A 26,310-nucleotide genomic window follows, 5' to 3' on the forward strand; every position below is an offset into this window, starting at 1 on the left:
ATAGTCGTCATGCACTCTTCCATTTTGGGAGGGTGCATTTTTTATGTCATAAGAAAGGAGGGCAAAAATGGCAAACAATATCAAAGGTATTACCGTTGAAATTGGCGGCGATACTACAAAACTTGACACGGCCTTAAAAGATGTAAATAAAACTTCTAAAAGTCTGCAATCGGAACTTAAAGAAGTCCAAAAGCAGTTAAAGCTTGACCCTTCCAACACAGAACTGCTTTCACAAAAATCTAAAATCTTAAAAGAAGATATTCAGGCGACGTCTGAAAAGCTAAAAACCTTAAAGGACGTTCAAGGGCAGGTTGAACAGCAGTTTAAAAATGGAGATTTAGGAGAAGAAAAGTACCGCGCATACAACAGAGAGCTCGAAGAAACCAAAATTAAGCTCAAAGATTTAAAAGATCAGCATAAAGATTTTGGTAGTGTAGTAGGACAACAATTTCAAGTTGCCGGCGACAAGGTAAAAGGCGTAGGAGATAAGATAACAGGAGTAGGACAAAAGCTTACACCTGTTTCTGCAACGGCGACTGGGCTGATTGCCGGGGCTGTAAAGTCGTTTAATGAAGTTGATGAAGGCATGGACACCATTGTCAAAAAGACAGGCGCAACCGGTGACTCTTTAGACGGCTTGCAGGGTATTGCCAAAAATATTTTTGGGTCAATGCCGGTCGACATGGACAAAGTCGGGATTGCAGTTGGAGAATTAAATACAAGATTTGGATTTACTGGTGACACTTTGGAAAAATCGTCTGAACAGTTTTTAAAATTTGCATCAGTTAATGGTGTTGATGTAAATAATGCTGTCAGATTAGTTTCCCGCGCAATGGGTGACGCCAATATTCCAGCAAGCGAGTATAACACGATACTAGACCAGCTTACCGCTGCATCTCAAGCAAGTGGGATTTCGATCGATTCTTTGACAGAGGATATTACAAAATACGGCGCCCCTATGCGAGCACTCGGATTTGATACACAGTCGAGCATTGCAATATTCAGCCAATGGGAAAAAGCCGGAGTCAATACGGAAATCGCTTTTTCCGGCATGAAGAAAGCGATTGGAAACTGGACTAAAGCAGGTAAAGATTCAAAAACTGAATTTGAAAAAACAGTTAAAGGAATACAAGACGGCTCAATATCCGCAGAAAAAGCGATCAGTATATTTGGAACTAAAGCAGGCCCCGATATGGTTGATGCAATTCAGCAAGGAAGATTTAGTTATGAAGATTTTATGAAAGTAATTGAATCTTCAAAGGGGACAGTATCAGATACGTTTTCCGGTACCGAAGATGGCGTTGACAAAATCAAAACGGCTTTAAACAACGGGAAGCTTGCATTCGCCGATTTTGGACAAGTGATCTCCGATTCCCTAGCCCCTATATTAGATAAAGTGATTGGGTTCATCAAGGACTTGACCGATAAACTAAAGGCCATGAGTCCGGAACAAAAAGAGCAGATTGTAAAAATTGTAGCGATTATCGCAGCAGTAGCCCCTTTGCTAATTATAGGTGGGAAAATAGTGTCTTTAATTGGTGGAATAATAAGTGCTATTGGCTTTTTGATGTCACCTGTTGGGCTTGTCATTCTTGCGATTACTGGGATAATTGCCGCTGCTATTGCCATTAAAACTCACTGGGAGCAAATAGGAAAATTCTTTTCTGATTTATGGAGTGGAATACAACAAACATTTGCACCCATTGGCGCATGGTTCCAATCTGTTTTTTCTGCTGCTGCACAGGCTGTTCAAACCGCTTGGGGCGGAATTACCGGCTTCTTCGGTGGCATCTGGAACGGAATTGTCAATATATTCAGCGTAGTTGCTGGGTGGTTTGGCAATATGTTTTCTACAGCGTGGAATGCAATTCAAACGGCGTGGAGTGGAGTAATAGGCTTCTTTGGTGGCATTTGGAACGGAATAACCGGAGTATTCGGTGCGGTTGGTGGGTTCTTTGGTGACATTTTTAACGGAGCCGTTAATATTATTCAAGGCGCATGGGGCGGTATAACAGGGTTCTTTGGGGGAATTTGGAACGGTATAACCGGAGTATTCGGTGCGGTCGGTGACTGGTTCGGACAAGTATTTGGCGCTGCAGCAGACGCGATTCAATCGGCATGGAGCGGAATAGCTGGTTTCTTTCAAAATATTTGGGACACCATAGGGAATGGATTTAGAGGATTTATAAACTTCTTTGTTTCCGGCTTGAATTCTGTGATCGGTGCGATTGATTCTATTCATGTTGATATTCCGTCGTGGTCCCCGATTGGAGCCGGTACAACCCTCGGGTTTAACATTCCAATGGTTCCTTATCTTGCAAATGGCGGCATTGTTGACAAGGCAACCCTAGCAATGATCGGTGAATCAGGACGTGAAGCGGTTGTTCCTTTGGAAAACAATCTGCAATGGATAAAGGAACTTGCAGCAGAGCTTGCGAACGCACTAAAAAACGTTATACCCGATTTCAGCCTTACAAGCATACAAATAAGCACAGCATTGTCTGCGGCTTATGGAACGGCGGCGGAATCGGCGGGAAGGGCGCAAATTGGAACGACTGGGAACCAGGTCCAAACTGGCGCGAGAACAGTTTTTAAGCAGACCGTAAACAACTACAGTCCCGAAGCATTATCACCGTCAGAAACCGCACGGCAGACACGCAACGCCACACGGAAATTTCTTTTAGCAGTGAGGTAACAAATGATTAGGATTGTATGTGAAAATGAACAGGGGCTTCAAATGGCGTTTTCTTACGGCGGAGACCCGATATGCCTTGTTGCGACGGATGGATTTTCGGATTCTGACTATTTAGTGAATACATCAAAGAATAGTGGGCAGGACGGAGAAACATACAACAGTGCTACGGCGCAAAAGCGTAATCCCGTTATTACGGTTGAAATCATGCGTGACTTTGTGGCACAGCGAGAAAAGCTTCATAGTTTTTTCCAGCCGCGCGCACTGGGTACAGTCTATCATTATGATGGCGACACGGGGCGAAAGGCAAATTATTATGTTGAGAAAATTGACATAGTAGAAAGCGGAGCCACAAGGTCCGCAACAATATCGCTTATTTGCCCCGACCCGAAATTCTATGATTTAACGGAAAGCATCACCGCACTTGCGGTATGGAAAGGCTGCGTCAAGTTCCCGCTACATATTCATGAACCGTTTTATATTGCAAAAAAGATTAATACCCTGATCGGAAATGTTGCAAATGACAGCAATGTTACACAGGGTTTGACAATCAAATTTACCGCGACGGGAACGGTTGTGAATCCGTCGCTGTACGACGTGAACCGACATAACAAAATGCAAATCAATATAACAATACATAGTGGTGATACGGTTATCGTAACGACAGCAACCGGGAATAAGCGTGTTCGGCTTGTCAGCGGAGGCGTGACGACAAACATAAATAACCTTATGGCGTATCCCCCCGTATGGCTTCAAGCTTACCAGGGTGACAATTTATTTAGGTATGATGCGGATAGTGGCATAGACAGTTTAAGCGTATCAATCCTGCACACGAAGGCATACTGGGGGGTTTAATATGGACTTGCTAATTTACAGCCCCGCGATTGAACATCAAGGCACAATCGACCAATATTCTTCCCTACGGTGGCGACGGCGCTATTTTGGACCGGGGGAATTTGAATTGCACTGCGCGGCAACGGACTACAATAGAACGTTGCTGGCAGCGGGAAACATTGTTCACCGCCTTGATCGAAAAGAAGCTGGGGTGATCGAAGGCAGAAACATAAAAGGAACTGACAACGGCGACGAATTAACAGTAACCGGGCGTTTCCTTTCCTCAAAACTTGGGCAGAGAATCGTTGCGCCAACTATTAATTTTAGTGGGACAGTGGAAACAGCTATGCGAAAAATCGTTTCAGATAATGCTATTACAGCCCGCCCGATTAGGTGGCTTGTACTGGGCGCGCTGAACGGTTTCAACAATTCATGCGCATTTCAGGTCACGGGGAAAAACGTTCTTGACACGCTGACAAAAATTGCAAAGTCCAGCAACACCGGGTTTCGCGTAAGGCTAGATGTGCCAAGCAAAGCGCTTATTTTCGAAACCTATCAAGGAATAGACCGGACAGTTGTTCAGAAAGCAATTCCTTATGTACTATTTTCGGATACAAACGGGAATATTGATGGTCCCGAATACACCTTTAGCGAAAAAAGCTTTAAAAATTTTGCATATGTTGCGGGCGAGGGCGAAGGCACGGCCCGAATGACTGTTACGGTTGATCAAACAAATGGAGAAGATCGGCGGGAATTGTGGGTTGATGCCCGCGATCTGCAAAAGGGATCGCTTTCTGATGCTGATTATCAGGCGCAGCTAAACCAACGTGGACTTGAAAAATTGGCAGAAGCGGTCCGATCGGAAAGCTTTGAAGCTATGGCAATCAACACGGGAAACTATGAATATTTAACCGATTGGGATTTAGGCGATATTGTTAGTTTCGAAAAATGGGGAATATTGCTTAATCAAAGAGTAACAGAGGTTGAAGAGGTAGACGAAAATGGATATTTGAAAGTAACGCCTACATGTGGCACACCGCTGCCGGAAACACTGGATTTAGGAGATGATACATAATGTCAGAAAAAAGCATGTTCTTTCCCGACGTAGACGGCGACCGGGGATATGACGACACCGATCTTGCGAATTATATTCACAGTTTCATTTCGAATGGTGTTTACAATTTGGAACTTTCCATTGCCGCTGGTGAAAACATGCAAATCATTGTCCCACCGGGGCGCGCGTGGATTAACGGGTATTATTACCGGAATGATGGAAACCTTGCCTTAGCAATCGCAAATGCGGACGGAGTTTTGAAGCGAAAAGATACCGTCGTTTTACGCTGGGACATTAACACCCGTAATATTACAGCGCAAGTGCTTACGGGCACTTTTGCAAGCAACCCGGTAGCGCCGGCGATCGTGCGTGGTGCTGAACAGTACGATCTAAAATTGGCCGAAATTGAAATACCGGCAGGGGCCACGGCCATAACGCAGGCCAATATAACCGACACGCGGCTTAATACCGACGTGTGCGGCATTGTGGCGGGAGTATTGCAGCAGATTGACACAAAAACAATTGGGAAACAGCTTGATAACTTTTTTGAACTTTACAGGCAACAAATTGTAGCAGAATTCACCGTGTATTTAAACCAGCTTTCAAGCAACGAAACAGCGGCAACCGGCAAATATAATTCGCTTGCGGCCCTTATGGACGCTTATCAAAGCAAAGCAAAAAGCGATTTTGAAACATGGTTCAACGGAATCAAAGGACTACTTGGTGCTGATGAAGCGGGAAATTTAGCGAACGAATTAAATGCGCTGAAAGCCCGCATTTCAACACTGGAAACCACATTGTCAAACAACCTTTTGTTTTCCGCTGCGGCATGGCTGGGAAATTCGTATTCCGGCTGCGCCTATCTTTCGGAATCGTAAATTTGAAAGGATGATATTATGAAAGGCTTTCCAAAAACAATAGGAACCGGGCAGGATTTGTTTAATTGTCTTGCAATGGTACAGGCCGGGGAATTGGCGGCAGTAGACCTAAAAAATGCGATTGAAGCAATAGAAGCACAGGCGTACATTCCTTGCCCTATCGGTTCAATCAGTGAGGACAGAAAAACGGTGACAATAAATTATTGTCCCGAAGCGCAAGCATCACAGGCAATAAATACAGCTACGTCTGGCTGCACCGTTTCAGCCGTTGAACACAAAAAAGTGAGCGGCGGGACGGAAGACGCGGGAAGCGAAACCGGCCCAAATCAGACGATTGTAACGCTTTCCACCGCACTTGGGGTCGGTGAAACCGTGCTGAAAATTCCGGCACCGACAAGCCCATATGCAGCGCTGGGAATCACGCAAGAACAGATCGATTCAATAAAGGTGGTGCTTTGCCATGAGTAGATTTTTAACGGATGATTTTATCAACAAAGACCCTCGTGCATTGCTGAATACTAGCAAGATTGCAACGCTTTCCGACGTTGTCGCACCGTCAAAGCAGTATATAAATGCTACTGGCACGGCTGAACTTACTATTGATGCGGATTGCATCATTGCCATTGCGGGCGGCGGCGTTTTCAAGACCGCCCTTACCCGCATAAACGCAAATAGCCTTGACACGGGTTCATTTTCGGTCGGAAAAGATTATTATATTTATATTTGCGATCCTGGAAACAACAACGACGAAATCTATCTTATTTCCCTTAATAGCACATACCCGGAAGGGTACAACGCAACGAATTCTCGCAAAATTGGTGGCTTTCATTACGGCAAGAACCGCAGCATAAATAGTGCGCTGCGTCCCGTTAATGCGTCTGGCTCTGAATTTGGCACGGGCTGGGAAAGCACCGTTTATGATGGCATTGTTCCCCGTTCCGTTTGGACACTGGGGCACCGCCCGAAGTGCGCGCCGGAAGGAATGGTTTACCTTGCAAATAATTTTTGGTGTGACATTTATCTTTCTTCAGACGACGGTGCTGGCGGGCTACAAAGCAAATTCAACGCAACGCCAATGACTGGCACAGAAGGTATGAACTGGTATTCGTTCAACGAACGGGCCGCGAAATCCGGGAAAAGGCTGCTTGATTATAGCGAGTTCTGTGCGGCTGCATTCGGTTCCCCGCAGGGCTTGACAGATTCCAATACGAACGCATGGAGCGCTAGCACGAACACGGGGAGGCAGCTTACCGGGTATGTGGCGAACGCCGTTTCTTCCGTTGGCGTGCGTGACGCGGTCGGGAACGTGTGGAAATGGTTGAATGAACTGGTTACAAAGGCCGAACACACCGTAATTACCGGGGCCGGGACGTTTGACGCAAGTGACGGAAGCCGTGGCGACAAAAACTTTACTTCCGGAAACGGACACGGAACTACCGGTAAATGGGGCTGGGACACTGTTTCACCATTTGACGGATACGGAAATATTTTCGAATTTTACGACTATTCCATCGTCGCTCTCTTGGGCGGCGGCTACTGGAACCATGCCGTGAACGCGGGTTCGCGTACCGTGAGTGCCCACGCTTTCCCGTGGAATGTCAACGTGGTCTTCGGGGCGCTGCTCGGCTGTGACGGTCTGTAATCTGTTTAGGCGCGACTATTATTTCGTAAAATAGGGGGAATAAACTATGATTGAATTAACGGTTACAAAGACATCTGAAAACCCTTCCGTATTTACGCTTTCCCCATCTTCGATAGAAATAGGCGGTAAAGATTCCAGCCTTATCGACTCGTTACATATCAGCATTCCGGACGAATGGCAGGGAAAAGTAATCCGCGCTACGTTTAACCAAAGCACGCTTTACGGTGGTAATACAATCCCAAAAATTCTAAATGCAGACGGAATCATTGAATTAAAAAATGATGTCACGTTATGCAGTGGAGATTTAGTGATTGATGCTGTAGGTGTTGATGGCTCTGTATCGCCTAGCACTGGCTGTAAGTATACGGTATATAGTCACCCCAAATTTGGAGGGACAGAACAAGACGTCACCCCTAGCGAATATCAACAATTTGTTGCAGAAACAAAGGGATATAGCGACTCGGCGCAAGCTAATGCGACGGCAGCAGATGCAAGTAAAACAGCGGCTGCATTGTCAGAGCAGAACGCTAAGAACAGCGAAACCGTAGCGCTAGCAGCACAGCAAGCGGCAGAAACGGCAAAAGAAACGGCAGAAACCAATGCGACAGTTGCACAACAAAGCGCAGAAGCAGCGGCACAGTCGGAAGCAAATTCAAAGACCAGCGAGACAAATTCTAAGACTAGCGAGATAAACTCTGCTAACAGTGCTATAACCGCTTCTGGAAGTGCAACCTCTGCGGAAAACGACGCGGCAGCAGCGGCAGGAAGTGCTACAGCAGCACAGGCAAGTGCAAACAAAGCAATCGAGTATACTACAGTTTTCCAAAATTCCGGTTATCATAACAGTATTTACCGTGGCAAAGATATTAGTGCAAATGAAGCTGACGGCTCCATGTATACCAATATTGCAAGTGGAACTTTTGATGATGTTTTTGTTGGGGACTATTTTCATAAAACAGTAAACGGGCAAAATTATGTGTTCCAAGTTTTAGGCTGTGATATAAAAATGAATCGAGGAAGCACACCGTTAACTGCGCATCATATCGTTGTAATGCCGACTACAAGCTTTGGCTCTTACAAAATGAATGATACCAATACAACAGATGGTGGATATGTAGGCAGTAAAATGTATACTGACGTTTTGCCGGTATGGGCGGGATATCTTGGTGATGCGTTTGGCTCACAGTTAATCACAAGCAAAGAATTATTAGTAAATGCCACTTCTTCCGGTTCCCCTTCTGGTTGGTCTTGGTTCGATTCTACCGTTAATCTTATGACCATTGAGGAAGTTTTGGGTCATGGAACAATTGGGATAAGTCATTACGAATATTATTTCAATATCGGAATTTCTTACGGTCAATTTCCACTATTTCAGCTTTCTCCTGATAAAATCTGCAAAAGACATACATATTGGCTGCGAAATATTCCACAATCCACGTTTTTTTCGACAGTTAGCAGTGAAGGGTATGTACATATTACGTCAGCGTCTTACAGTGCAGAATTACAACCATGTTTTCTTTTAGGATGATAAGGAGGGCTTATGAAAATTTTAGATGAAAGCGGGAATCCGATTACCGGTACGCCTGATTTCAGCACAGGAAGGTATTTGCAAAATTCTGACGGCGATTTAGTTTTTACAAAATATACGGATGCAGAATTAGCTGAAATAAAAAAGCAGCAGGAATCAGACCCAGAATATCGAATATCTTCACTTGAAACACTTGTTCTGCAACTCGGAGGAATTATATGAACGATATAATTTTAGAAATTCTTAAACGTAAAATATCGTCTGGTGAAATTACTGTTGACGAGATAAAAATTGCAGAATATAAAACCGCCATTGAAGAATGGGTGGCAGAAAACGGAGGCACAAAATGACACAGCAGGAATTTGAGATTGTAAAAGCACTTGCTTATGGGGAAACAAACGATCAGATTGCGGCGGCAGAAGGAATCACGGCAGACGAAGTCCAGAAAATCCGCACAGATCATGCGGCAGACATTGAATCCGCTAAAACTGATTTGCAGAAAGCGGGGTACATAAAATGAGTATGAGAGGGATTGATGTATCGGCGCACAACGGACTTATAGACTGGCAAGCCGTAAAAGATGCTGGAATCCAGTTTGCTCTTATTCGTGCCGGCTACGGTAACGACATTAGTCAGAAAGATCAATACTTTGATCGTAACATTCAAGGCGCACTTAATGCCGGGATTGCAGTTGGTGTGTATTGGTTTAGTTATGCGACTTCCGTAACGGACTCGCAAAAAGAAGCAGAGACTTGTAAAACGGTCATTGCCCCGTATAATGATAAGATTACATGGCCGGTATTCTTTGACTTTGAATATGATTCCGTGCGCTGGTGTAGACAAAATGGTGTAAATCCCGGTCCGCAACTCGTAACTGACATGGCGCTAACGTTTTTGCAGACAATGCAAGCGGCAGGGTATAAGGTTGGAAATTATGCTAATTTGGATTATTGCCGGAACTGGTTCCAAATGGAACGGTTATCTGACTTCCCTTTATGGTTCGCACAGTATGGCGTTGATTCGCCGGCGGTTTCCTGCCCTATTTGGCAGTTTGGAGGGACAAGCGTCCCCGGTTGCTCCGGCAGCATTGATACTAATATTGCCTATGCTGACCTTGGCGGTGGAACCGTTCCGGTAGCAACTCAAACAGTCGCTTCGGTGGTAGCTCCAACCCGAGACATTAGCGCCGCATATCGAGTGCACACAGCAGAAAACGGATGGCTCAGCGAAGTTTGGGACGACAATGACTTCGCAGGTGTTGTCGGTCATAAAATTACTGATATTGCAATCGGAGTCACAAAAGGAACCGTTAAATACCGTGTCCATGTATGCGGTGGAGATTGGCTCCCATATGTAACCGGATATGACATCAGCGACAGTAATAATGGCTACGCTGGTAATGGAAAAGAGATTGATGCGCTGGAAGTGTATTACTCTACTCCTGATGGCATAACTACTCATTACGCAAAGTACCGCATTTCACCAAATTTGCAGTCTTATTACGGCTGGCAGATCGACGATCAGACAGGCGACGGTATGGACGGTTACGCTGGACAGTTTGGAAACACCATTGATAGATTCCAGTTGGAAATTACGAATTGAGGGGGTAGTGATCTTTGGGAACTATTGAGATTTCGGGATTGATTGCAATTATCGGCTGTGCTATCGGTGTATTGGGCTGGTTGTCTGGAAAAGACAAACAGGCAACAAATGACGGGCATTGGAGAGGCACGGTAGACACAAAGCTTGACGATATTAAGCACAGCGTGGGAGAGACCGGAAAACAGATTGCCGGACTAAGTGCAAAGATTGATAATCACGCTGACCGCATTAGAGCGGTAGAAGAAAGCACAAAATCAGCGCATAAGCGCATTGACAGGCTGGACAATCTTATTCAGCCGGAAAGTGAGGAAAATCATGAAAATTAATTGGACGGTACGAATGAAAAACAAGGCTTTTTGGATCACTGCTATTCCGGCGGTGCTATTGCTCCTCTCACAGGTGCTAGGACTGTTTGGAATCAGTTTAGATTTTACCGGACTAAGCAATCAGCTATTGGCAATCGTCGGGACGGTGTTTGGCTTGCTTGCCCTTTTGGGTGTAGTTAATGACCCGACCACCTCCGGCACGTCTGACAGCGACCAGGCGCTACAGTACACGGAACCTAAAAAATAATACATAAAGTAATAAGCCTATCGAGGATTTCTCCCCGGTAGGCTTATTTTTTTGCCCTTTTATGTGAAAAATATTCACTTTTGTACTTGACTTGATTGCCATTTTAAGATATATTCAGCTTGCGGTAATTGGCTTTTGTTGCTACGCGGTTGCTACGTATTACTCAAAAAAATCGCATTGGAAAGCCATTTATAAAATTAAAATCTTGACTACGAATCAAGAGGTCCTGGGTTCGAATCCCCGTGGGCGCACCAAAGAATTTTAAGAAATCCGCATTGGAAAGCCATTTGTTGGCTGTCTGGTGCGGATTTTCTTTTCTCTATTTTTGCTTTACTGTAATAATGATCATGAAGGTAAATTTTACGAATGGATTAAAAGGTCCGCCCCCGTAAGGCGGACCTTTTATTTTTTAACCTCATGGCAAAATAGGAAAGCCAGTCACTCAAACACTTTTTATCGGCTATAAAACTCCCTTAGATTCACATCCCGCATCTGTTCTTTCAAAAGCGCCATAAAATCTTTCATATAAGAAGGTACTGTGGCTTTTTTTCGAAAAGCAATACTCCACTTAATATTTAACTTTGGGTCCCCCACAAAAAAGCATTTTGTCGGTTTCGGATAACTAAAATAGCGGTAATAGCTTTCCATTGTAAATGCCGCTCCCAGATTTTCCGCCGCAAGCTGACACCCCAAATCAATATTACTCACCTCTTGCACATGGGCAGGATGAATCCCTACATAATGAAACGCACTTTCGGCAATCAGCCGTACAGAATGCGGACGCGGCAAAATATAAAACAAATCGTCCTGCACCGCTCGCAGGTCCAGATACTGCATATTGCGTTCCCATTTTTCGTGATGTCTTAGTTTGGCGGCTCTGGCGGCACCCAAAACCATCCCCAGACGATCTTCATAAATGGGATGTACAGAAAGCGATGGATTCTCCACCGGCTGGTTCGTCAGTATTAGATCCAAATCGCCATCTTTCAGCATTTTTTCCAAATCTGTTGGACTGGAATCGTGCAAAATAACCTGAATTCCCGGATGAACATTCTGAAAATTACGGATGAGACGTGGAAACAGATACAGATTGCGGTGACGCATGCTGCCCACATGCAGAACCCCTCGATCTTCCCGCACAAATTGAGAAAGCTTCTTATCGAAATCCATCTTCATCAGTTCCATCTGATGCGCACAGGCCAAGTACTCGCGCCCTGCAGCCGTTGGCACCAGCCTTTTTCCAACCCTTTGAAACAGCTGGACCCCCATACTTTTTTCCAGACGATTGAGAAAAACGCTCAGCGTCGGCTGGGTAATCCATAGCTCCTGCGCGGCACCTGTCAGGCTGCCGTGACGGCCAAGTGCCAACATATATTCCTGCTCTTTTAGATTCATCTTGCTCGTCCCCTTCAGGATCATAGTTTTTATCAATGATATTTATAAAAATAATTGTTTTGTTTTTCTTTTTTCACTTTATTATAATTGAGAAAACAGGTGATAGCAAGGCTCAATACAATAAAAAAGGAGTTAGAATCATGTTGGAAAAAGCGGAAAAAACAAAGCCCAAAAGATCTTTTCAAATGCCTCATACCTTTGTCATCCTGCTTATCATCATCTTGGCAGCGGTACTTTTGACTTGGATTATTCCCAGCGGTAAGTACGAACGGTATGATAATGGCAGCGGCATAAAAGTCGTAAATGCAGACAATTTCTCTTATGTGGAGAATACATCGGTCAATCCGCTGTCCATTCCTTTCACCATTGTCAAATCCTTTGTTGACAATGCAGATCTGATCTTTGTAGTGTTATTCAGTGGTGGTGCAATTTACATGCTTACCAGTGCGGGAGCCTTGCAGGCGCTGGTTGCCAAAGTTGCACGCAAATACAGTCAGCGGGTAGAAATTTTTGTTCCGCTGCTGATGCTCGTATTTGCTCTGATCTGTACCACGCAGGCGGTAAATACATTTATTGGATTTGCCCCCATTATGGTCATGCTTTCTCTCAGCCTTGGGCTAGATAGTATCGTAGGCGTTGGAATTATTTTGTTAGGCGGCGCCATTGGCTTCTCCACCGGCACTCTAAATGTCAGCACCACGCTGGTGGCACAAAAGATTGCCGGGCTGCCCCCTTACAGCGGCATTGGCTACCGCTGGGTTTGCTTTGTGGTATTTTATATTATCACTTGCTTCTGGTTGGTTCGTTATGCAAAAAAAATCCAAAAAGATCCTACCCTCAGCCCCATGTACGACCTGGATCAACAGAGCGAATTTAAAAAAGCAAACCTCGATGACTTCGGCCATATGGACGTTCGTAAAAGTCTTTCTATTGCAGCTCTGATCGTTGCACTGGGAATCATCGTCTATGGCTGCATCAATCTAAATTGGAGCTTTTCAGAACAGTCGGCCGTATTTTTGGTACTGGCAGTAGTAATTGGCATTCTAGCTGGATTTAGCGCCAATAAAATCTGCACTGAATTTTTGGCTGGCTGTAAAAAGATGCTCGGTGCGGGCTTTATCATCGGCATGGCCCGCAGCATCGGTGCGATTTTGACTGCCGGCGGCATCACAGATACCATCGTTCACAGTCTGACAACCATGCTTGGTGGTCTGCCCCCAACACTTCTAAGCGTCGGGATGTTGTTTGCCAATACCCTGATCAACGTGGTTTTGACTAGCGGCAGCGGCCAGGCAGCAGCGGTCATGCCGATCATGGCTCCCCTGTCTGATCTACTTCACGTCACCCGGCAGACCTGCATTCTGACGTTCAACTTCGGCGATGGTTTCTGTAACTACATTCTCCCCACCTCCACTGCGTTGATGGGCATTTTAAGTGCCGGCAATGTTCCTTACGACCGTTGGATGAAATTCATGTGGAAACTGTTCTTGGTATGGTTTGTCGCAGGTAGCGTATTAGCCGTTATCGCCCAAATGATGAATTATGGTCCAATGTAATTGTCCAAATATTTTATTTAAAGGAAGCCCTATAAAATGAAAGAGACTCTCTATAGACTTATTGATGAACAACGTGACAATTTGTTTGATATGGCTGATTTTATTCATGACAATCCGGAATACGACGGGCATGAAGAAAAAGCCTGTACACTGCTGACCGATTACCTAAAAAAGCATGGCTTTAAAGTAGAAATTGGTTTGGGTGAATGGCCCACCGCCTTTCGCGCTGTTTATCATCACGGAAACGGTGGCCCACGTATTGGACTTTTGTGTGAATATGATGCTCTGCCAGGCATGGGCCATGCCTGCGGCCATCATCTGCAGGGCCCCGGCATCTGTGCCGCCGCCATTGCGCTAAAAGAAGCGTGTCCAAGTGAAAACTTCTCTCTCGTTGTATATGGCACCCCCGCAGAAGAAACACGCAGCGCAAAAGTTAGTCTACAGGAAAACGGATATTTTTCTGACATCGATGTAGCTCTGATGATGCACGGCGGTCCAGATACCTGTGTCGATATAAAAAGTATGGCTTTGACCAATTACACGGTCACCTTCCACGGCGTCAGCGCACATGCGGCACTTGCTCCGGAACGCGGCCGCAGTGCGTTGGATGCACTTCTGCTGAGTTTTCAGGGCATAGAATTTTTACGCGAGCATGTAAGAGACGACGTACGGTTACACTACACGATCGGGCAGCTTCCAGGCCCCGCAAATGTTGTGCCGGACCATGCGGTCGGTATTTTCTGTGTGCGCAGTTACAGCACCGATGTCATGCAGGAAGTCTGTGGGCGGTTTGAAAAGCTGATAAAAGGAGCCGCCATGATGGCAGATGTGAGCTGCGAGTTCGTCAAGACCAAGACGTTGATGGGCAAAATTCCAGCTTTGCGGCTGAATGATCTTGTAATGGCCAATGCGGCAGCCTGTCATGCACCGGGGATCGCCCCCGCCCGTGAGAAAACCGGCAGCACCGATTTTGGCAACGTAATGAGCAAAGTTCCTGGCTGTTGTATTCGTGTGAAATTTGTTCCTTCCGGTACCAGCAGCCACACTCAAACCTTTGTGGACTGCGGTAAAAACGAGGATGCTCATTTGGCCATTTTGATCGGAGCAAAAACCCTTGCTGGAACTGTCTATGACATTCTCACTACTCCCGATCTTTTGAAAGAGATTCAAACTGATTTTGAACAAAACCGGTTCAAGGTTTGATTATATCCATTACCAATACAAGATAACTTCTTGGTAGGCCATTTTACTACCTGCCGATTTTTCCTCTATTTTTTGCAAAACTGCTTTAACGAGCAAAAAAGGAAGACCGATTAAAAATCGGTCTTCCTTTTTTATTTTTTATTAAAAGCGCTGAAAGGCAGCATAGATACAATATACTTTAAGGTCTTCGTATTAGGATCGCTATCAGCGCAATTCCAAGGCAAATTTTCAAAGACAATATAGAACGTCTGACCCATATATCCTGCTTAAACTTTTCCCGCTTTTCTTTTGTGCTTGCTGCTGCTGGTGCTCCTCCTATTATAATCCAATATAAAATGACACCAATTAAGCCAATTACCATTCCAATTTTCCCCATTGGGATAGAGATCGAATACATCTTAAGCGTTACAAGGATCGCACTACACGCAAAAATAAGCCCACAAAGAAAGCCGAGCAGCGCACATAGATACCATAGACTTTTTGTCTTATTTGATTCTTGTTGCATGGGATTCCTTCTCTCTACTAAAATCAAGTTTTCATAACAGCCTTCTCTATGACAACAATGATTAATGCAGGTAAGGTTCTGTTAATAAAATCGCTAAAACAATAAACCCCAAGCTTTCATTTATCAGATCCAAAATTTTTATTGATTTTATGTTTTCTTCTTGCGTCTGTTTTTTCTTCTGCTTCTGTATTAAAAAAAGCGAAAGTGCAAAATAACTAACAAACGCTGCTATCACCCACGGATTTCCAAATAATTCCACCGCGGACGGCCATAAAAGGAAACTAATCAACACAAGATTCAAAACAAGCAGACCAATCGGAAAAATAAAATTTGTTATTCTTTTTCCACTCATAGGGACTCCTCCCTCTATTCAATGGTTGATGGTATAAAAAACATATTTTCCTAACAGGAAAAACTCGATCGTATAAAGAATTGACAGCACCATCATTGTACTATCGCTCCATAAATCAAGGGTCCAATAACTGAGCCCTGTTTTATCATGTAATTTCTTATTTGGAAGCAATGTTGCAAATATTCCAGCCATCATCAAAATTCGAAGCCAACGCCGTTCTCTAAAAAAGTCTGTTCCATAAAAGTGATCTATTAAAAAAGCAAAAATTGCCAAAGCCGTACATGAAATCACAGAAATTGCGACAGACTTTTTCCATTGCCGCATAAAACTCGGTTCTAAATCAGACTCCTTCATAAATCCCCACTCCTAAAACAAGATATTTAAAAAGAACCATTTTTGATACTCAACGGACTCACTCCTTTCGGCAACGAAAAGATTATTCTAATTGAATAAAATGTTTTAACAATTTATTTCTTAATTATAATAATAATCCATATTTTTTAGATAGTAAATACCATTATAAATGATTAAAGAGAAATATTCCATGTTTTTCTAATTAAATCATTTGTTGTAAAATTCTTAAATCCGTTACTGGTGCCGAGCATTTTCCATTTTTGCAAAGATAAAAGGTGGTCCCTTCGGCTGGAATCGGATAATTTTCGGTATAGGGAACCACATCCATTAATTCCTGCTGATTTGCCCTTGTCTTAATTATGCTGAACGGAAGTTGTTTTTGATAGCGGTGCAGAAAAGAAAGCAGCTCAGAAGACGCCTGATGATCTGAGGTCACGCAAATCAGTTCTTGAGAGGGATATAGTACTTTTGTCAATACACATAAAGCTGCACAATTTCCTGCAGGAAAATCAGAAAGATCACTCGAATAAAATATGGATTGCTTTTCGAAAAGCTGCTGCCACGTAACATCTCCGGTAAGATTAAAAAGCCAAAGCAAAATAGCCAAAGCAGCCGAATTTCCCGAAGGAATTGCCCCATCGTATATTTCTTTTGGACGGCCAATCAATGATTCGCTGTCCTTTGCATACGAATAGAAACCTCCCTCCTCGTTGTCAAAAAACAGATTGACCATCTGTTTAGAGTATTGGACAGCTTCCTTTAAATAGAGCACCTCAAAAGTAGCCTGATAAAGTTTAAGCAACGCAAAAATATAAAATGCATAGTCGTCTAACTGCGCAGCAATTCCAGCTTCGCCCTTGCGCCACCGGCGATATAAACGACCTGTCTGATGATTTACAAGAGATTCCGAAAGAAATTGTTGCGCATCTTGCGCCGCTTTCAGGTAACTAGGCTCTTGCAATATGACAAAAGCATCTGCCAAAGCTGATATCATAAGTGCATTCCAAGCAGTCAGAACTTTATCGTCTTTATGAAGTTTTGTACGTTTTAAGCGATAATCATAAAGGAGTTTACAATCGGCTTCCATCTGTTCATTTTCTTCTGCATATCTCGAATTCGCAATTAAGTTTGGAACATTCTTTCCCTCAAAATTTCCCGTTTCGGTAATTCCGAACCATTTACAAAATTGAGTTGATTTTTCTTTCCCTAATACTGTATTGATTTCATTCGGTGTAAAAAGATAGTATTTTCCTTCTTCACCGTCACTGTCTGCATCCTGCCCGCAATAAAATCCGGACTGCTCATCTGTCAACTCGCGAAGAACATAATTCAGCACCTCTTTCGCAACATTCCGATAAAGGGGATCACTCGTTTTTTCATATGCTTCAAGATAAACCTGAGAAAGCAGTGCATTATCATAAAGTGTTTTTTCAAAATGGGGAATCAGCCATTTTTCATCTGTAGAGTACCGTGAAAAACCGCCCCCGATATGATCATAAATTCCTCCTCTATACATTTGATCCAGCGTATGCTGAACCATTTTTAGTGCATTCTCTTCGTGTTCTGCCGTCGAATAGCGCAGCAAAAAAAGCAAATTAAACGGAGTTGGGAATTTCGGCGCCGCACCAAATCCTCCCCAATCGGGATCATAAATTTGTTGAAACCATTGGAAAGCACGTATAAATACTTCTGTATTAAGTTCAGCCGCCGGGCGCTTTTTTGTTTCCTGCTGCTGCAGCTGCTGGACCGCATTTTCTCCCGATTCAATCAGTTTTTCTTGATCCGTTTTCCATAACTGCGAGATAGAAGTTAAGAGGTCCAACAATCCCATATGCCCATACTGTGAAGCTTTGGGCAAATAAGTTCCGACCCAAAAAGGCTTTTGCTCCGGCGTCATGATAGCAGTCAACGGCCATCCGCCGGCTCCATGGAACGCCACGCATACAGACATGTATACTGCGTCTATATCAGGGCGTTCTTCGCGGTCTACCTTAATCGAGATATAGTCTCGATTTAAGAGTTCTGCCACTTGTAAAGATTCAAAAGACTCATGAGCCATCACATGACACCAATGACAAGTAGAATAACCGATGCTTAAAAAGACAGGCTTATTTTCCTCTTTTGCCTTTTGAAATGCCGCCTCTCCCCACGGAAACCAATTTACAGGGTTGTGGGCATGCTGCAACAAATAAGGCGATTTCTCGTGAATTAACTGATTGGTATATTCTTTGGCTGCCATAAATTGTCACTCCTAATAATCATAATATTATAAGTATTAACATGCCCATTTATTTAAAGTATCATGATAAAAAATCCTATTAAAGGATTCAAAAAAGGGGCCTCACAGAAATTTTTCTGCAAGGCCCCTTTAATTAGTTTAAATCTTTTCATCTTTTCTCAATGGAATCTTTTGTTCTTCTGTGTTATCGTCGAGAAGCGTTTCGATCTTAAAACGCGGACGTCCTTTTACTTCGCTGTAAATTTTACCGACATAAGTACCAACTACACCAAGGCACAGCATCTGAATTCCTCCGAGCAGCCAGATAGAACAGACAATTGCCGTCCAGCCGGAAACAGCATTCCCTGTAAAGTGGGAAATCAGTGCATAAAGCAGTCCAAAAATACTCAAAACCGAAACCAAGATACCTAAGTTTGAAATGATTTTCAGCGGCTTTACGCTAAAAGAAGTGATCCCATCCACCGCGAACGAAATCATCTTTTTCAGCGGATATTTACTCTCCCCTGCAAACCGCTCATGGCGATCGTAGTAGACATAATCACTCTTATACCCGATCAGAGGCACAATTCCGCGCAGGAAAAGATTAACCTCTTTATACTCGGAAAGCGCTTCCAATGCCCGGCGGCTCATCAAACGGTAATCTGCATGGTTAAACACAATATCTACGCCCAGCTTCTGCATGACCTTATAAAAGCCTTCGGCCGTCGTCCTTTTAAAGAAAGTATCCGTCTCGCGCTTATTGCGCACACCGTAAACCACATCACAGCCTTCCAGATACTTTTGCACAAACTGCGGCAGAACATTTACATCGTCCTGCAAATCGGCGTCAAGACTGATTGCACAGTCCGCTACTTCTTTCGCTGTCATTAATCCGGAGAGCAGCGCATTTTGATGTCCGCGGTTATGAGAAAGCTTTAGCCCGCTCACCCAATGGTTTTCTTCATGATAGCTAGAAATCAGCTCCCACGTTTTATCGCGGCTGCCATCATCTACAAAGAGCATTCGGCTCTTTTGGTCTGCTAATCCATGTTCTTCCATTCCTTCTAAAACTTTTGTCAGTTCTTTCACCGTCTCCGGCAAAACTGCTTCTTCGTTATAACATGGAATTACAAAATAAACCGTTGGCATTTTTAAACTCCTTTATCTAATTTTCTTTGTTGTTCGATCCATCTTTTCCTTTGACGACTGCGAAAAACATAAACCCCTAAAATTAAAAATCCTGCAATCGAAAGAAAAATGCCAATCTTCAAACCGGGTGTTTCATAATTAAATCGAATCTGTGCCTCACCGGCTGGTACTTTAACCGCCATAAACCCAACATTGACTTTTTCAATTTCAGCCGGTTGACCGTTTACGGTCACACTCCATCCGCTCTCATAGGGAACACTAAAGAAAATTAACCGGTCGGCATCCGATTGGGCAACCGCTGAAAATCCATTGTTATCGGTTGTAAACGATGTACAGGCTCCTGCCGCACGCTCGACGCAGTCTTTAAAATAGCTCTGCTGAGAGAAATCCGCCAGCTGAGGAGAATCCAAATGTGTAAGCCCGCTTTGCTCGGCAATGGCCGCCGCTTTATCATTTGGCAGGACAATCGCCTTTAAAAGGACCAGGCAACGCTGTGATTCTGAAAGTTCATTATATTCCGCGCGTGTGATGAATTTTTGATAACTGAACCCCATTGGAATAAAATATTCATTTTCATAAATATTGCTGCCGTTTTCGTTCGTAATATAAGTCCAGCCCGGCATGCGAGTTTGATTGGTTGCAGGATCTACAAAATTCTGTCCGCGGGTAGTCGGGTCAAACAGCCAGCGACAGCTGGTAAAACTGCGCAGCGCATAAACTTTTGTATCCGGACGGCTGGCAACATCGCGCTTGACGCCGATCGTGGGATAAAAGTCCATCACGCTGCCCGGCACAATGCTGTGAAAAGCCTGTATGGTCGGCATCTGCCAATACATCGGCAGATTATCCATTCCGTCATAAACATCGATCCGAGAAAAAATATCCGAATAGGGAAGATCGATGTCTTTTCCTCCATTTAAAGCATAGGGAATCAGTTCATTATGGGTATCATCGCCCTGCGTTTTCCCAGTTGTGATAAAGAACCAGCCATAAACAACCGAAATACAAGCGGTCCCAAAAATCGCCATTCTCATAAAGCGACGACGGTTTTTCCGATACTCATGGAAAATGAGGAGCAGCAAAAGCAGGCTCAACAGTGCAATCGCTACATACGGCCAGAATCGACTCGGATATTTTTCCAGCCCGTAGCTCCAAGTGGTTTCTTCCCCGCTGGTAACTTTCTTCACCATAAATCCAATCGGCAGTGAAATTCCCAGCGTGATGCCGATTGTCCACTTGATTGCTCTGAGCCAGTCCACATCGGAAAGCTCCAAACTATGCACAGTCGCAAGGCTCATCATCAGGGTGATCATATAAAACCAACGGGCATAATAACTGCTGTTAAAAAGTTGAAATGCGCTGTTGAGTACTGGCACCATTGTCATGAAAAAGAGAACAAGGAGCAGTGTTTTAAGCCAATTTTTCTTTTTTCTCTGTAAAAATGCAATAACCCCGGTCATACTAAACAGCGGAAGCCACGCGCCGAGCGAAGCCCATTGGCTATTGGAATCCGGCGTAAAGTTCGCGCGGGCAGGAAGATCCGGAGGGAAGAAAAAGCAAGAAAGAATATGCAGATACCGCTGCTCATTATCATAAAGCAGCGCATACCACCCCTGCGAAGGGCTATCGACACGCGGATTCTGAACAATGCAAAGGATAGTGGGCAAAAGGATCGCACAGGCACAAAGAACGCCCAAGACGGCCTCAAGTGCCAAAAATCCAAAGTCTCTTGCAGAAATCCGCCAATCTTTTTGAAAGAATCGGAGCAGCCAATAAATCAAAAGGAAAGTGACCATTCCCACAAAGAAATAATAATTAATGAAAGCCGTAACAAAAACGAAGAATGCAAAGACGCCGCGCCTACGATGGTACATGTATTCGTCCAAAGACCACAGAAGCAGTGGGAAAAAGACGATTGCTTCATGAAAATGGTTGAAGAACACATTATAAATGGCAAATCCGGAAAAAGCATACAGCATTCCGCCAAGGATCGCGCCTTCTGAGGAATGGACATATCGACGTATGTAAATAGAGCCATTCATTGCAGCGCAGCCAAATTTCAGGATATAAAGCGGCCCCATCAAATATGGCACCGCTTCGCTCGGGAATGGAATGGTCAGCCAAAAGAAGGGGCTCCCCAAAAGATAAAAGCTATAGGAACCAACAAAATTAGCTCCAAGATCGGTTGTCCAACTCCATTTAACATTTCCGCTGCGAATCGCATCGTGGCACATTTGATAAAACGGCACTTGCTGTACATTAAAATCACCATAAAATAAAAAATATCCCTTATCATAAATGATAAATGGAAGAAAAAGCACTGCCGCCGTCAATATCCCATAGAGCAGCGCACGCAGAAGATAGGGCTTCTGTTCTAAACTCAAGCGCTTCAAAGGCTTAATCCTCCCTTTGCAAGAAATAATCGATACCGGAATATTATAGCACATTTTAAAGGAAAAAAAAGTGTTGTTTCCGGGAAGCTTTTGTGAAAATCCGGGTCCTTTTCCTCTGCCTTTTTAGGCCAAAAGCATTGCCAAATCGGTTCCATTGGTGGTACCATAAAAGCGCCCGCTTTAAGCGGAATTTTTTCGACAGGAGGAATCCTTTTGTTCCATTTTTTTGCGATGCTTTCCCGTATGAAATATATTCACCGCTGGGGTTTAATGCGTAACTCCCGCCCCGAAAATCTCTGTGAACACAGTTATGAAACCGCTGTTCTTGCTCATGCTCTCTGTCTTCTGCGCAACCGGCGCTTCGGCGGTCATGTCAATCCGGAGAGGGCCGCTGCACTGGCGCTTTTCCATGACTGCACCGAAATTTTAACCGGGGATCTTCCGACGCCGGTAAAATATGGTAACCAAAAAATTCAATCTGCTTATAAAGAAGTCGAGCATGATGCCGCTGGAAGACTTCTTTCTCTTCTTCCAAAAGAGCTGCAGGGAGACTACCGTACGCTCTTTCTGCAGGATGCTCCGGGAGATGAGGAACTGCGTCCGCTGGTAAAAGTTGCCGACAAGCTCAGCGCTCTCATCAAATGTACAGAGGAAACCGGAACCGGCAGTCTGGAATTTAGCACAGCAAAAGAAACGCTGCTCTCTTCGATTCACGCCATGCACCTGCCGGAAGCCGAAGCTTTTCTGGAGGAATTTTTGCCAAGCTACCGACTCACACTGGACGAATTGGAATCCCCGGTAGAGGGCAATCCTCAAAATTGATTTTTAGAATTCCCTGCTTATTTCGAAAGGAGCTTTAAAGAATGGCTGATTCTCCCTTTTATAACGCATTACGCCGTCATCTTTCTCTAGGACGGTCGTCTTTTCATACGCCCGGCCACAAAAACGCTTTTCTTCCAAAAGACCTGCTTTCTCTTGATTTAACGGAGCTGCCGGATACCGACAGTCTCTATGACGCCTGCGGCCCTATTCTGGAAGCCGAGCAGAACGCCGCCCATCTCTTTGGCGCAAAGCGAACCCTTTTTTCGAGCGACGGCTGCACACTCTGTATTCAAACGATGCTTCACCTCGCCTGTCCGGAAAAAGGCAAGGTTCTTTGTTCCCGCAGAATTCACCGCTCCGCAGTAAACACTATGGCTCTTTTAGGGCTGGAACCCGTATGGGTAAAGCCCCAAGAACTGCTGCTCTATCTACAGTCTCCGGTACAGGTAAACGCCTGCTATGTGACCAGCCCGGATTATTATGGCAGAGTGCTCGATATTCCGGCTCTCGCAAAAGCCTGCAAAGAAAAGGGGATTCCGCTCCTTGTGGATAATGCCCACGGCTCTCATCTGGCCTTTACTAAGCCCGATCTGCACCCTCTTCATCTGGGCGCTTCGATGACCGCCGATTCCGTCCACAAGACGCTGGGTGTTTTAACAGGCGGTGCTCTGCTTCAAATTGGAGATGAGCAATTTTTAAAGAACGCCAAGAGCGCTATGGCACTTTTTGGCTCTACCAGTCCTTCTTATCCGATCATGGCAAGTATCGACCTCACTGTAAAATGGCTCTTTGAGCATCCGGATGCTTTTGGACCTGTAGAAGGATCTATCTTTAAACTAAAAGAGAAAGCCGCTTCTCTTTCGATCCCTTCGATCGGTGATGATCCAACCCGACTGACACTGGACGCTTCTTCCCACGGTTATTCCGGCGAAGAGCTTGCCGAGTTTCTGCGGAAAAATGGGGTCGAACCAGAAATGGCAGACAGCCGCTACTGTGTGCTGATCGCAACCCCGTGGAACCAACCGGAAGATTTTGAGCGAGTCGAAAAAGCACTGAAATTGTTTTCAGAACTCCCTCAAAAAGAGACGCTCGCTTCGAATTCGGATCTGCCTCAATTAGAAGAGCTTCCACCGGTCGTGCTGCCGCTTCGCGAGGCAGTCTTATCCGAAAATCACGAGCTTCCGGTAGAAGAATCGGTCGGCGCTATCTGTGCCGAGGCAGCTTGTCCCTGTCCGCCCGGAATTCCGATCGTCATGCCCGGCGAATTAATTCTGCCTGAAGCTGCTTCTCTTTTAAAGGACTATGGCTTTTCTACTGTAAAAGTGTTATAATATTACTAGGTTTTTTAACATAAATTTTCAGAGAGATACGGAGGGTATTTTAAATGAAACTGATTCTGGCTATTGTGAGCAATGACGACGCCCCTGCAGTAAACCGCAGTCTAACCAAAGAGCGCTTTCAGGTGACAAAGCTCTCGACAACCGGCGGATTCTTAAAAGCGGGAAATACCACTCTTATGATTGGTACAGACGACGATAAGGTTGATCATGTGATCAAGCTGATTGCTTCCCAGAGCAGCCGCCGCACGCAGCTTGTTCCCAGCGCTACCACGATGGACGTTGGCATGTACTCTTCCTTCCCCATCGAGGTTACAGTTGGCGGTGCGACCGTCTTTGTACTCGATGTAGATCGTTTTCAAAAGGTCTGAGCAGCCTTTATGAAGCTGCTTCTTCCGGAAAGCATCGGTTCCCAAAGGTTTCGGCAGGATTTAGAAGATGCTTTTGAAAACGGCCGATTCCCTCACGCAGTCCTTTTAGAGGGGACTTCGGATTCTACACTGCCGATTGCAAAGCTGCTCGCCGCTGCCTGTGTCTGCACGGATGATACCGCGCGTCCATGCGGCCACTGCGCCGGATGCAAAAAGGCACTTTTGGACTGTCACCCGGATATTTCCCTGCTCTCAGGGGAAGGCGGTGCGCGGTCATTTCACAAAGAATCTATTACATTTCTGCGCTCCGATGCTGCAATTCGTCCTAACGAGGCTGCCTGCAAAGTCTATATTTTGGCAGACGCCCAAAATCTGAGCGAGCAGGCACAAAACGCGCTTTTAAAAACGCTGGAAGAACCGTTTTCTGCGGTCCAGTTCTTTCTGACTGCAGAAAATGCTTCTGCACTTCTGCCCACCATTCGTTCCCGCGTACAGACTTTCCGTCTGGAAGCAAAAATTTCCCAGCCGGATCCACTCAGCAAAACGCTCTGCGAAAAGATCTGTCATGGCGATGAATTTGGATTCTTGTGCGAATGTGCGCAGCTTTTTCGAGATAAACCCCATACAGATACCATTTTTCATGATATGATCCTGCTTTTTCGGGATGCTTTGATCCTAAGATGCGGCGGAAAACCGCTCTGTGATATGGAAAGCGCAAAGCTTCTCTCTAAAGGGTTGACAAAAGCAAAGCTGTTCTCTTTTGTTCGCATTGCACAGGAAGAGCAGGATGCGCTGCACCGCAATGCAAATGTTCCTCTGTTGTTAACTCATTTTGCTTCTTTGATTTTTTCTGGGGAAGAATAAAATCGAGCATCTCAGCAGAAAACAATTTTTAAAAATTGATTCCGGTGATATCCGGAAAAAGGAGAATTTATGGCCGAAGTAATTGGCATTCGCTTTAAAAATCAGGGAAAAATTTATTATTTTGACCCAGACGGACAAATTGTTCATCTGGGAGACATGGCAGTCGTAGAGACTACCCGCTGCACCGAATGCGGGGAAGTCGCCATGGAAAACCGACATATAGAGGATTCTCATGTGGTTCAGCCGCTTAAAAAGCTGATTCGTATCGCCACAAAAGAGGATCTTGAACATCAGGAAGAAAACCATCAAAAAGAAAAGGTTGCTTTCGGAATCTGTGAGAAAAAAATTGCTGCTCACAATCTTGAAATGAAACTGGTCGATGTTGAATATACTTTTGATAACAGTAAAATTCTTTTCTATTTTACTGCAGACGGCCGGGTAGATTTTCGTGAACTTGTCAAAGATCTGGCGAGTGTTTTCCGCACGCGGATCGAATTGAGACAGATTGGCGTACGTGACGAGGCTAAAATGTTAGGCGGTCTCGGAATCTGCGGCAGACCATTCTGCTGCAGCCAATTTCTCGATGGATTTCAACCGGTTTCCATTAAGATGGCAAAAGAGCAGGGCCTTTCTTTAAACCCCACCAAAATCAGCGGGACCTGCGGCAGACTGATGTGCTGTTTAAAGTATGAGCAGGAAGCCTATGAGGATCTTCTTCATTCCACCCCCTCTCAGGGAAGTTTGGTCGCAACACCGGATGGACGCGGAATGGTTACCGGAGTAAATCTTCTCTCCGGAATCTTACAGGTTCATCTTGATTCTGCTGCTGCGGACGCCGCTTCGGTGGGATACTCTGTGAAAAACTGTAAAATGCTGCGCCCGCCGCTCCCCCGCCAAAAGCAAAAAAAGAACCCGCCAAAAGAGGATTCTTCCCCTGCAAAGGACGAATAACAAAAAGGGCGAAAGCCGGCACTTTTTGTTAAATTTT

General features: G+C 44.7%; 27 protein-coding genes. 20 read left to right on the forward strand and 7 right to left on the reverse strand.

Annotated elements, in window-relative coordinates; genetic code table 11:
* Window positions 1–67: 67 nt before the first annotated feature.
* The 13 genes from OP489_RS11880 to OP489_RS11940 are packed head-to-tail and all read left to right on the forward strand — an operon-like array spanning window position 68 to window position 10,803.
* Entirely contained in the window at window positions 68–2,695 is a 2,628-nt protein-coding gene (locus OP489_RS11880) for a phage tail tape measure protein (RefSeq protein ID WP_266162199.1), read from the forward strand.
* Window positions 2,696–2,698: 3 nt separating this feature from the next.
* Window positions 2,699–3,547, forward strand: coding sequence for a phage tail domain-containing protein (locus OP489_RS11885; protein ID WP_266162200.1), 849 nt, complete (start codon window positions 2,699–2,701; stop codon window positions 3,545–3,547).
* A 1-nt stretch (window position 3,548) separates the two neighbouring features.
* A complete protein-coding gene (locus OP489_RS11890) occupies window positions 3,549–4,601 on the forward strand; it encodes a siphovirus ReqiPepy6 Gp37-like family protein (RefSeq protein ID WP_266162201.1) in 1,053 nt (350 codons plus the stop codon).
* Window positions 4,601–5,458, forward strand: a complete 858-nt coding sequence (locus OP489_RS11895; RefSeq protein WP_266162203.1) for a hypothetical protein — start codon at window positions 4,601–4,603, stop codon at window positions 5,456–5,458. Before OP489_RS11890 ends, OP489_RS11895 begins: the two co-directional genes overlap by 1 nt.
* 18 nt (window positions 5,459–5,476) lie before the next feature.
* Entirely contained in the window at window positions 5,477–5,926 is a 450-nt protein-coding gene (locus OP489_RS11900; RefSeq protein ID WP_266162204.1) for a hypothetical protein, read from the forward strand.
* Entirely contained in the window at window positions 5,919–7,100 is a 1,182-nt protein-coding gene (locus OP489_RS11905) for a hypothetical protein (RefSeq protein ID WP_266162205.1), read from the forward strand. The genes OP489_RS11900 and OP489_RS11905 overlap by 8 nt, the downstream gene beginning before the upstream one ends.
* 46 nt (window positions 7,101–7,146) lie before the next feature.
* On the forward strand, window positions 7,147–8,628 hold the full coding sequence (locus tag OP489_RS11910; protein ID WP_266162206.1) for a hypothetical protein: 1,482 nt from the start codon (window positions 7,147–7,149) through the stop codon (window positions 8,626–8,628).
* A 12-nt stretch (window positions 8,629–8,640) separates the two neighbouring features.
* Window positions 8,641–8,850: a hypothetical protein gene (locus OP489_RS11915; RefSeq protein WP_266162207.1), complete on the forward strand. Its 210-nt coding sequence runs from the start codon at window positions 8,641–8,643 to the stop codon at window positions 8,848–8,850.
* Window positions 8,847–8,978 (forward strand): hypothetical protein, encoded by a 132-nt coding sequence (locus tag OP489_RS11920; protein WP_266162208.1) that lies wholly within the window; start codon window positions 8,847–8,849, stop codon window positions 8,976–8,978. The genes OP489_RS11915 and OP489_RS11920 overlap by 4 nt, the downstream gene beginning before the upstream one ends.
* Window positions 8,975–9,148, forward strand: coding sequence for a hypothetical protein (locus OP489_RS11925; protein ID WP_266162209.1), 174 nt, complete (start codon window positions 8,975–8,977; stop codon window positions 9,146–9,148). The genes OP489_RS11920 and OP489_RS11925 overlap by 4 nt, the downstream gene beginning before the upstream one ends.
* Window positions 9,145–10,230 carry a glycoside hydrolase family 25 protein gene (locus tag OP489_RS11930; protein WP_266162210.1) on the forward strand — a complete coding sequence of 362 codons (1,086 nt, stop codon included), beginning with the start codon at window positions 9,145–9,147 and terminating at the stop codon, window positions 10,228–10,230. Before OP489_RS11925 ends, OP489_RS11930 begins: the two co-directional genes overlap by 4 nt.
* 14 nt (window positions 10,231–10,244) lie before the next feature.
* Window positions 10,245–10,556 carry a hypothetical protein gene (locus OP489_RS11935; RefSeq protein ID WP_266162211.1) on the forward strand — a complete coding sequence of 104 codons (312 nt, stop codon included), beginning with the start codon at window positions 10,245–10,247 and terminating at the stop codon, window positions 10,554–10,556.
* On the forward strand, window positions 10,546–10,803 hold the full coding sequence (locus tag OP489_RS11940) for a phage holin (RefSeq protein ID WP_266162212.1): 258 nt from the start codon (window positions 10,546–10,548) through the stop codon (window positions 10,801–10,803). Before OP489_RS11935 ends, OP489_RS11940 begins: the two co-directional genes overlap by 11 nt.
* 453 nt (window positions 10,804–11,256) lie before the next feature.
* On the opposite strand, the gene OP489_RS11945 is transcribed toward OP489_RS11940, so the two are convergent.
* Complete coding sequence (locus tag OP489_RS11945; protein WP_266162213.1) at window positions 11,257–12,198, reverse strand: LysR family transcriptional regulator; 942 nt, start codon at window positions 12,196–12,198, stop codon at window positions 11,257–11,259.
* A 140-nt stretch (window positions 12,199–12,338) separates the two neighbouring features.
* Between OP489_RS11945 and OP489_RS11950 the strand changes: the two genes are divergently transcribed.
* Both OP489_RS11950 and OP489_RS11955 read left to right on the forward strand, forming a co-directional pair.
* Window positions 12,339–13,754 (forward strand): YfcC family protein, encoded by a 1,416-nt coding sequence (locus OP489_RS11950; RefSeq protein ID WP_266162214.1) that lies wholly within the window; start codon window positions 12,339–12,341, stop codon window positions 13,752–13,754.
* Window positions 13,755–13,790: 36 nt separating this feature from the next.
* Complete coding sequence (locus tag OP489_RS11955; RefSeq protein ID WP_266162215.1) at window positions 13,791–14,957, forward strand: M20 family metallopeptidase; 1,167 nt, start codon at window positions 13,791–13,793, stop codon at window positions 14,955–14,957.
* Between the two features lie 178 nt (window positions 14,958–15,135).
* On the opposite strand, the gene OP489_RS11960 is transcribed toward OP489_RS11955, so the two are convergent.
* The 6 genes from OP489_RS11960 to OP489_RS11985 all read right to left on the reverse strand — a co-directional run bounded on the left by OP489_RS11960 (window position 15,136) and on the right by OP489_RS11985 (window position 21,928).
* Window positions 15,136–15,462: a hypothetical protein gene (locus OP489_RS11960; protein WP_266162216.1), complete on the reverse strand. Its 327-nt coding sequence runs from the start codon at window positions 15,460–15,462 to the stop codon at window positions 15,136–15,138.
* Window positions 15,463–15,523: 61 nt separating this feature from the next.
* Window positions 15,524–15,814: a hypothetical protein gene (locus OP489_RS11965; RefSeq protein WP_266162217.1), complete on the reverse strand. Its 291-nt coding sequence runs from the start codon at window positions 15,812–15,814 to the stop codon at window positions 15,524–15,526.
* Window positions 15,815–15,832: 18 nt separating this feature from the next.
* Complete coding sequence (locus OP489_RS11970) at window positions 15,833–16,168, reverse strand: hypothetical protein (protein WP_266162218.1); 336 nt, start codon at window positions 16,166–16,168, stop codon at window positions 15,833–15,835.
* Between the two features lie 202 nt (window positions 16,169–16,370).
* On the reverse strand, window positions 16,371–18,407 hold the full coding sequence (locus OP489_RS11975) for a thioredoxin domain-containing protein (RefSeq protein WP_266162220.1): 2,037 nt from the start codon (window positions 18,405–18,407) through the stop codon (window positions 16,371–16,373).
* Between the two features lie 138 nt (window positions 18,408–18,545).
* Window positions 18,546–19,535 carry a glycosyltransferase family 2 protein gene (locus OP489_RS11980; protein WP_266162222.1) on the reverse strand — a complete coding sequence of 330 codons (990 nt, stop codon included), beginning with the start codon at window positions 19,533–19,535 and terminating at the stop codon, window positions 18,546–18,548.
* A 2-nt stretch (window positions 19,536–19,537) separates the two neighbouring features.
* A complete protein-coding gene (locus OP489_RS11985) occupies window positions 19,538–21,928 on the reverse strand; it encodes a YfhO family protein (RefSeq protein WP_266162224.1) in 2,391 nt (796 codons plus the stop codon).
* Between the two features lie 213 nt (window positions 21,929–22,141).
* On the opposite strand from OP489_RS11985, the gene yfbR reads away from it, so the two are divergent.
* From yfbR to OP489_RS12010, 5 genes are all read left to right on the forward strand, one after another.
* Window positions 22,142–22,750: a 5'-deoxynucleotidase gene (gene yfbR / locus OP489_RS11990; protein WP_266162225.1), complete on the forward strand. Its 609-nt coding sequence runs from the start codon at window positions 22,142–22,144 to the stop codon at window positions 22,748–22,750.
* Window positions 22,751–22,791: 41 nt separating this feature from the next.
* Window positions 22,792–24,081, forward strand: a complete 1,290-nt coding sequence (locus tag OP489_RS11995) for an aminotransferase class I/II-fold pyridoxal phosphate-dependent enzyme (protein WP_266162226.1) — start codon at window positions 22,792–22,794, stop codon at window positions 24,079–24,081.
* Window positions 24,082–24,134: 53 nt separating this feature from the next.
* Window positions 24,135–24,458, forward strand: a complete 324-nt coding sequence (locus OP489_RS12000) for a cyclic-di-AMP receptor (RefSeq protein WP_180341875.1) — start codon at window positions 24,135–24,137, stop codon at window positions 24,456–24,458.
* Window positions 24,459–24,467: 9 nt separating this feature from the next.
* A complete protein-coding gene (locus OP489_RS12005; RefSeq protein ID WP_266162228.1) occupies window positions 24,468–25,322 on the forward strand; it encodes an ATP-binding protein in 855 nt (284 codons plus the stop codon).
* A 69-nt stretch (window positions 25,323–25,391) separates the two neighbouring features.
* Complete coding sequence (locus tag OP489_RS12010; protein ID WP_266162230.1) at window positions 25,392–26,273, forward strand: PSP1 domain-containing protein; 882 nt, start codon at window positions 25,392–25,394, stop codon at window positions 26,271–26,273.
* Window positions 26,274–26,310: the final 37 nt, after the last annotated feature.

Origin of the sequence: Caproicibacterium sp. BJN0003, from assembly GCF_026314295.1 — a bacterium.
In the GTDB taxonomy this organism is placed as follows: Bacteria; Bacillota; Clostridia; order Oscillospirales; family Acutalibacteraceae; genus Caproicibacterium.

Bases quoted from the DNA above. Each gene is read 5' to 3' on its own strand.
- OP489_RS11880 (WP_266162199.1), top strand. From the start codon at position 68: ATGGCAAACAATATCAAAGGTATTACCGTTGAAATTGGCGGCGATACT.
- OP489_RS11885 (WP_266162200.1), top strand. From the start codon at position 2,699: ATGATTAGGATTGTATGTGAAAATGAACAGGGGCTTCAAATGGCGTTT.
- OP489_RS11890 (WP_266162201.1), top strand. From the start codon at position 3,549: ATGGACTTGCTAATTTACAGCCCCGCGATTGAACATCAAGGCACAATC.
- OP489_RS11895 (WP_266162203.1), top strand. From the start codon at position 4,601: ATGTCAGAAAAAAGCATGTTCTTTCCCGACGTAGACGGCGACCGGGGA.
- OP489_RS11900 (WP_266162204.1), top strand. From the start codon at position 5,477: ATGAAAGGCTTTCCAAAAACAATAGGAACCGGGCAGGATTTGTTTAAT.
- OP489_RS11905 (WP_266162205.1), top strand. From the start codon at position 5,919: ATGAGTAGATTTTTAACGGATGATTTTATCAACAAAGACCCTCGTGCA.
- OP489_RS11910 (WP_266162206.1), top strand. From the start codon at position 7,147: ATGATTGAATTAACGGTTACAAAGACATCTGAAAACCCTTCCGTATTT.
- OP489_RS11915 (WP_266162207.1), top strand. From the start codon at position 8,641: ATGAAAATTTTAGATGAAAGCGGGAATCCGATTACCGGTACGCCTGAT.
- OP489_RS11920 (WP_266162208.1), top strand. From the start codon at position 8,847: ATGAACGATATAATTTTAGAAATTCTTAAACGTAAAATATCGTCTGGT.
- OP489_RS11925 (WP_266162209.1), top strand. From the start codon at position 8,975: ATGACACAGCAGGAATTTGAGATTGTAAAAGCACTTGCTTATGGGGAA.
- OP489_RS11930 (WP_266162210.1), top strand. From the start codon at position 9,145: ATGAGTATGAGAGGGATTGATGTATCGGCGCACAACGGACTTATAGAC.
- OP489_RS11940 (WP_266162212.1), top strand. From the start codon at position 10,546: ATGAAAATTAATTGGACGGTACGAATGAAAAACAAGGCTTTTTGGATC.
- OP489_RS11945 (WP_266162213.1), bottom strand. From the start codon at position 12,198: ATGAATCTAAAAGAGCAGGAATATATGTTGGCACTTGGCCGTCACGGC.
- OP489_RS11950 (WP_266162214.1), top strand. From the start codon at position 12,339: ATGTTGGAAAAAGCGGAAAAAACAAAGCCCAAAAGATCTTTTCAAATG.
- OP489_RS11955 (WP_266162215.1), top strand. From the start codon at position 13,791: ATGAAAGAGACTCTCTATAGACTTATTGATGAACAACGTGACAATTTG.
- OP489_RS11960 (WP_266162216.1), bottom strand. From the start codon at position 15,462: ATGCAACAAGAATCAAATAAGACAAAAAGTCTATGGTATCTATGTGCG.
- OP489_RS11965 (WP_266162217.1), bottom strand. From the start codon at position 15,814: ATGAGTGGAAAAAGAATAACAAATTTTATTTTTCCGATTGGTCTGCTT.
- OP489_RS11970 (WP_266162218.1), bottom strand. From the start codon at position 16,168: ATGAAGGAGTCTGATTTAGAACCGAGTTTTATGCGGCAATGGAAAAAG.
- OP489_RS11975 (WP_266162220.1), bottom strand. From the start codon at position 18,407: ATGGCAGCCAAAGAATATACCAATCAGTTAATTCACGAGAAATCGCCT.
- OP489_RS11980 (WP_266162222.1), bottom strand. From the start codon at position 19,535: ATGCCAACGGTTTATTTTGTAATTCCATGTTATAACGAAGAAGCAGTT.
- OP489_RS11995 (WP_266162226.1), top strand. From the start codon at position 22,792: ATGGCTGATTCTCCCTTTTATAACGCATTACGCCGTCATCTTTCTCTA.
- OP489_RS12000 (WP_180341875.1), top strand. From the start codon at position 24,135: ATGAAACTGATTCTGGCTATTGTGAGCAATGACGACGCCCCTGCAGTA.
- OP489_RS12005 (WP_266162228.1), top strand. From the start codon at position 24,468: ATGAAGCTGCTTCTTCCGGAAAGCATCGGTTCCCAAAGGTTTCGGCAG.
- OP489_RS12010 (WP_266162230.1), top strand. From the start codon at position 25,392: ATGGCCGAAGTAATTGGCATTCGCTTTAAAAATCAGGGAAAAATTTAT.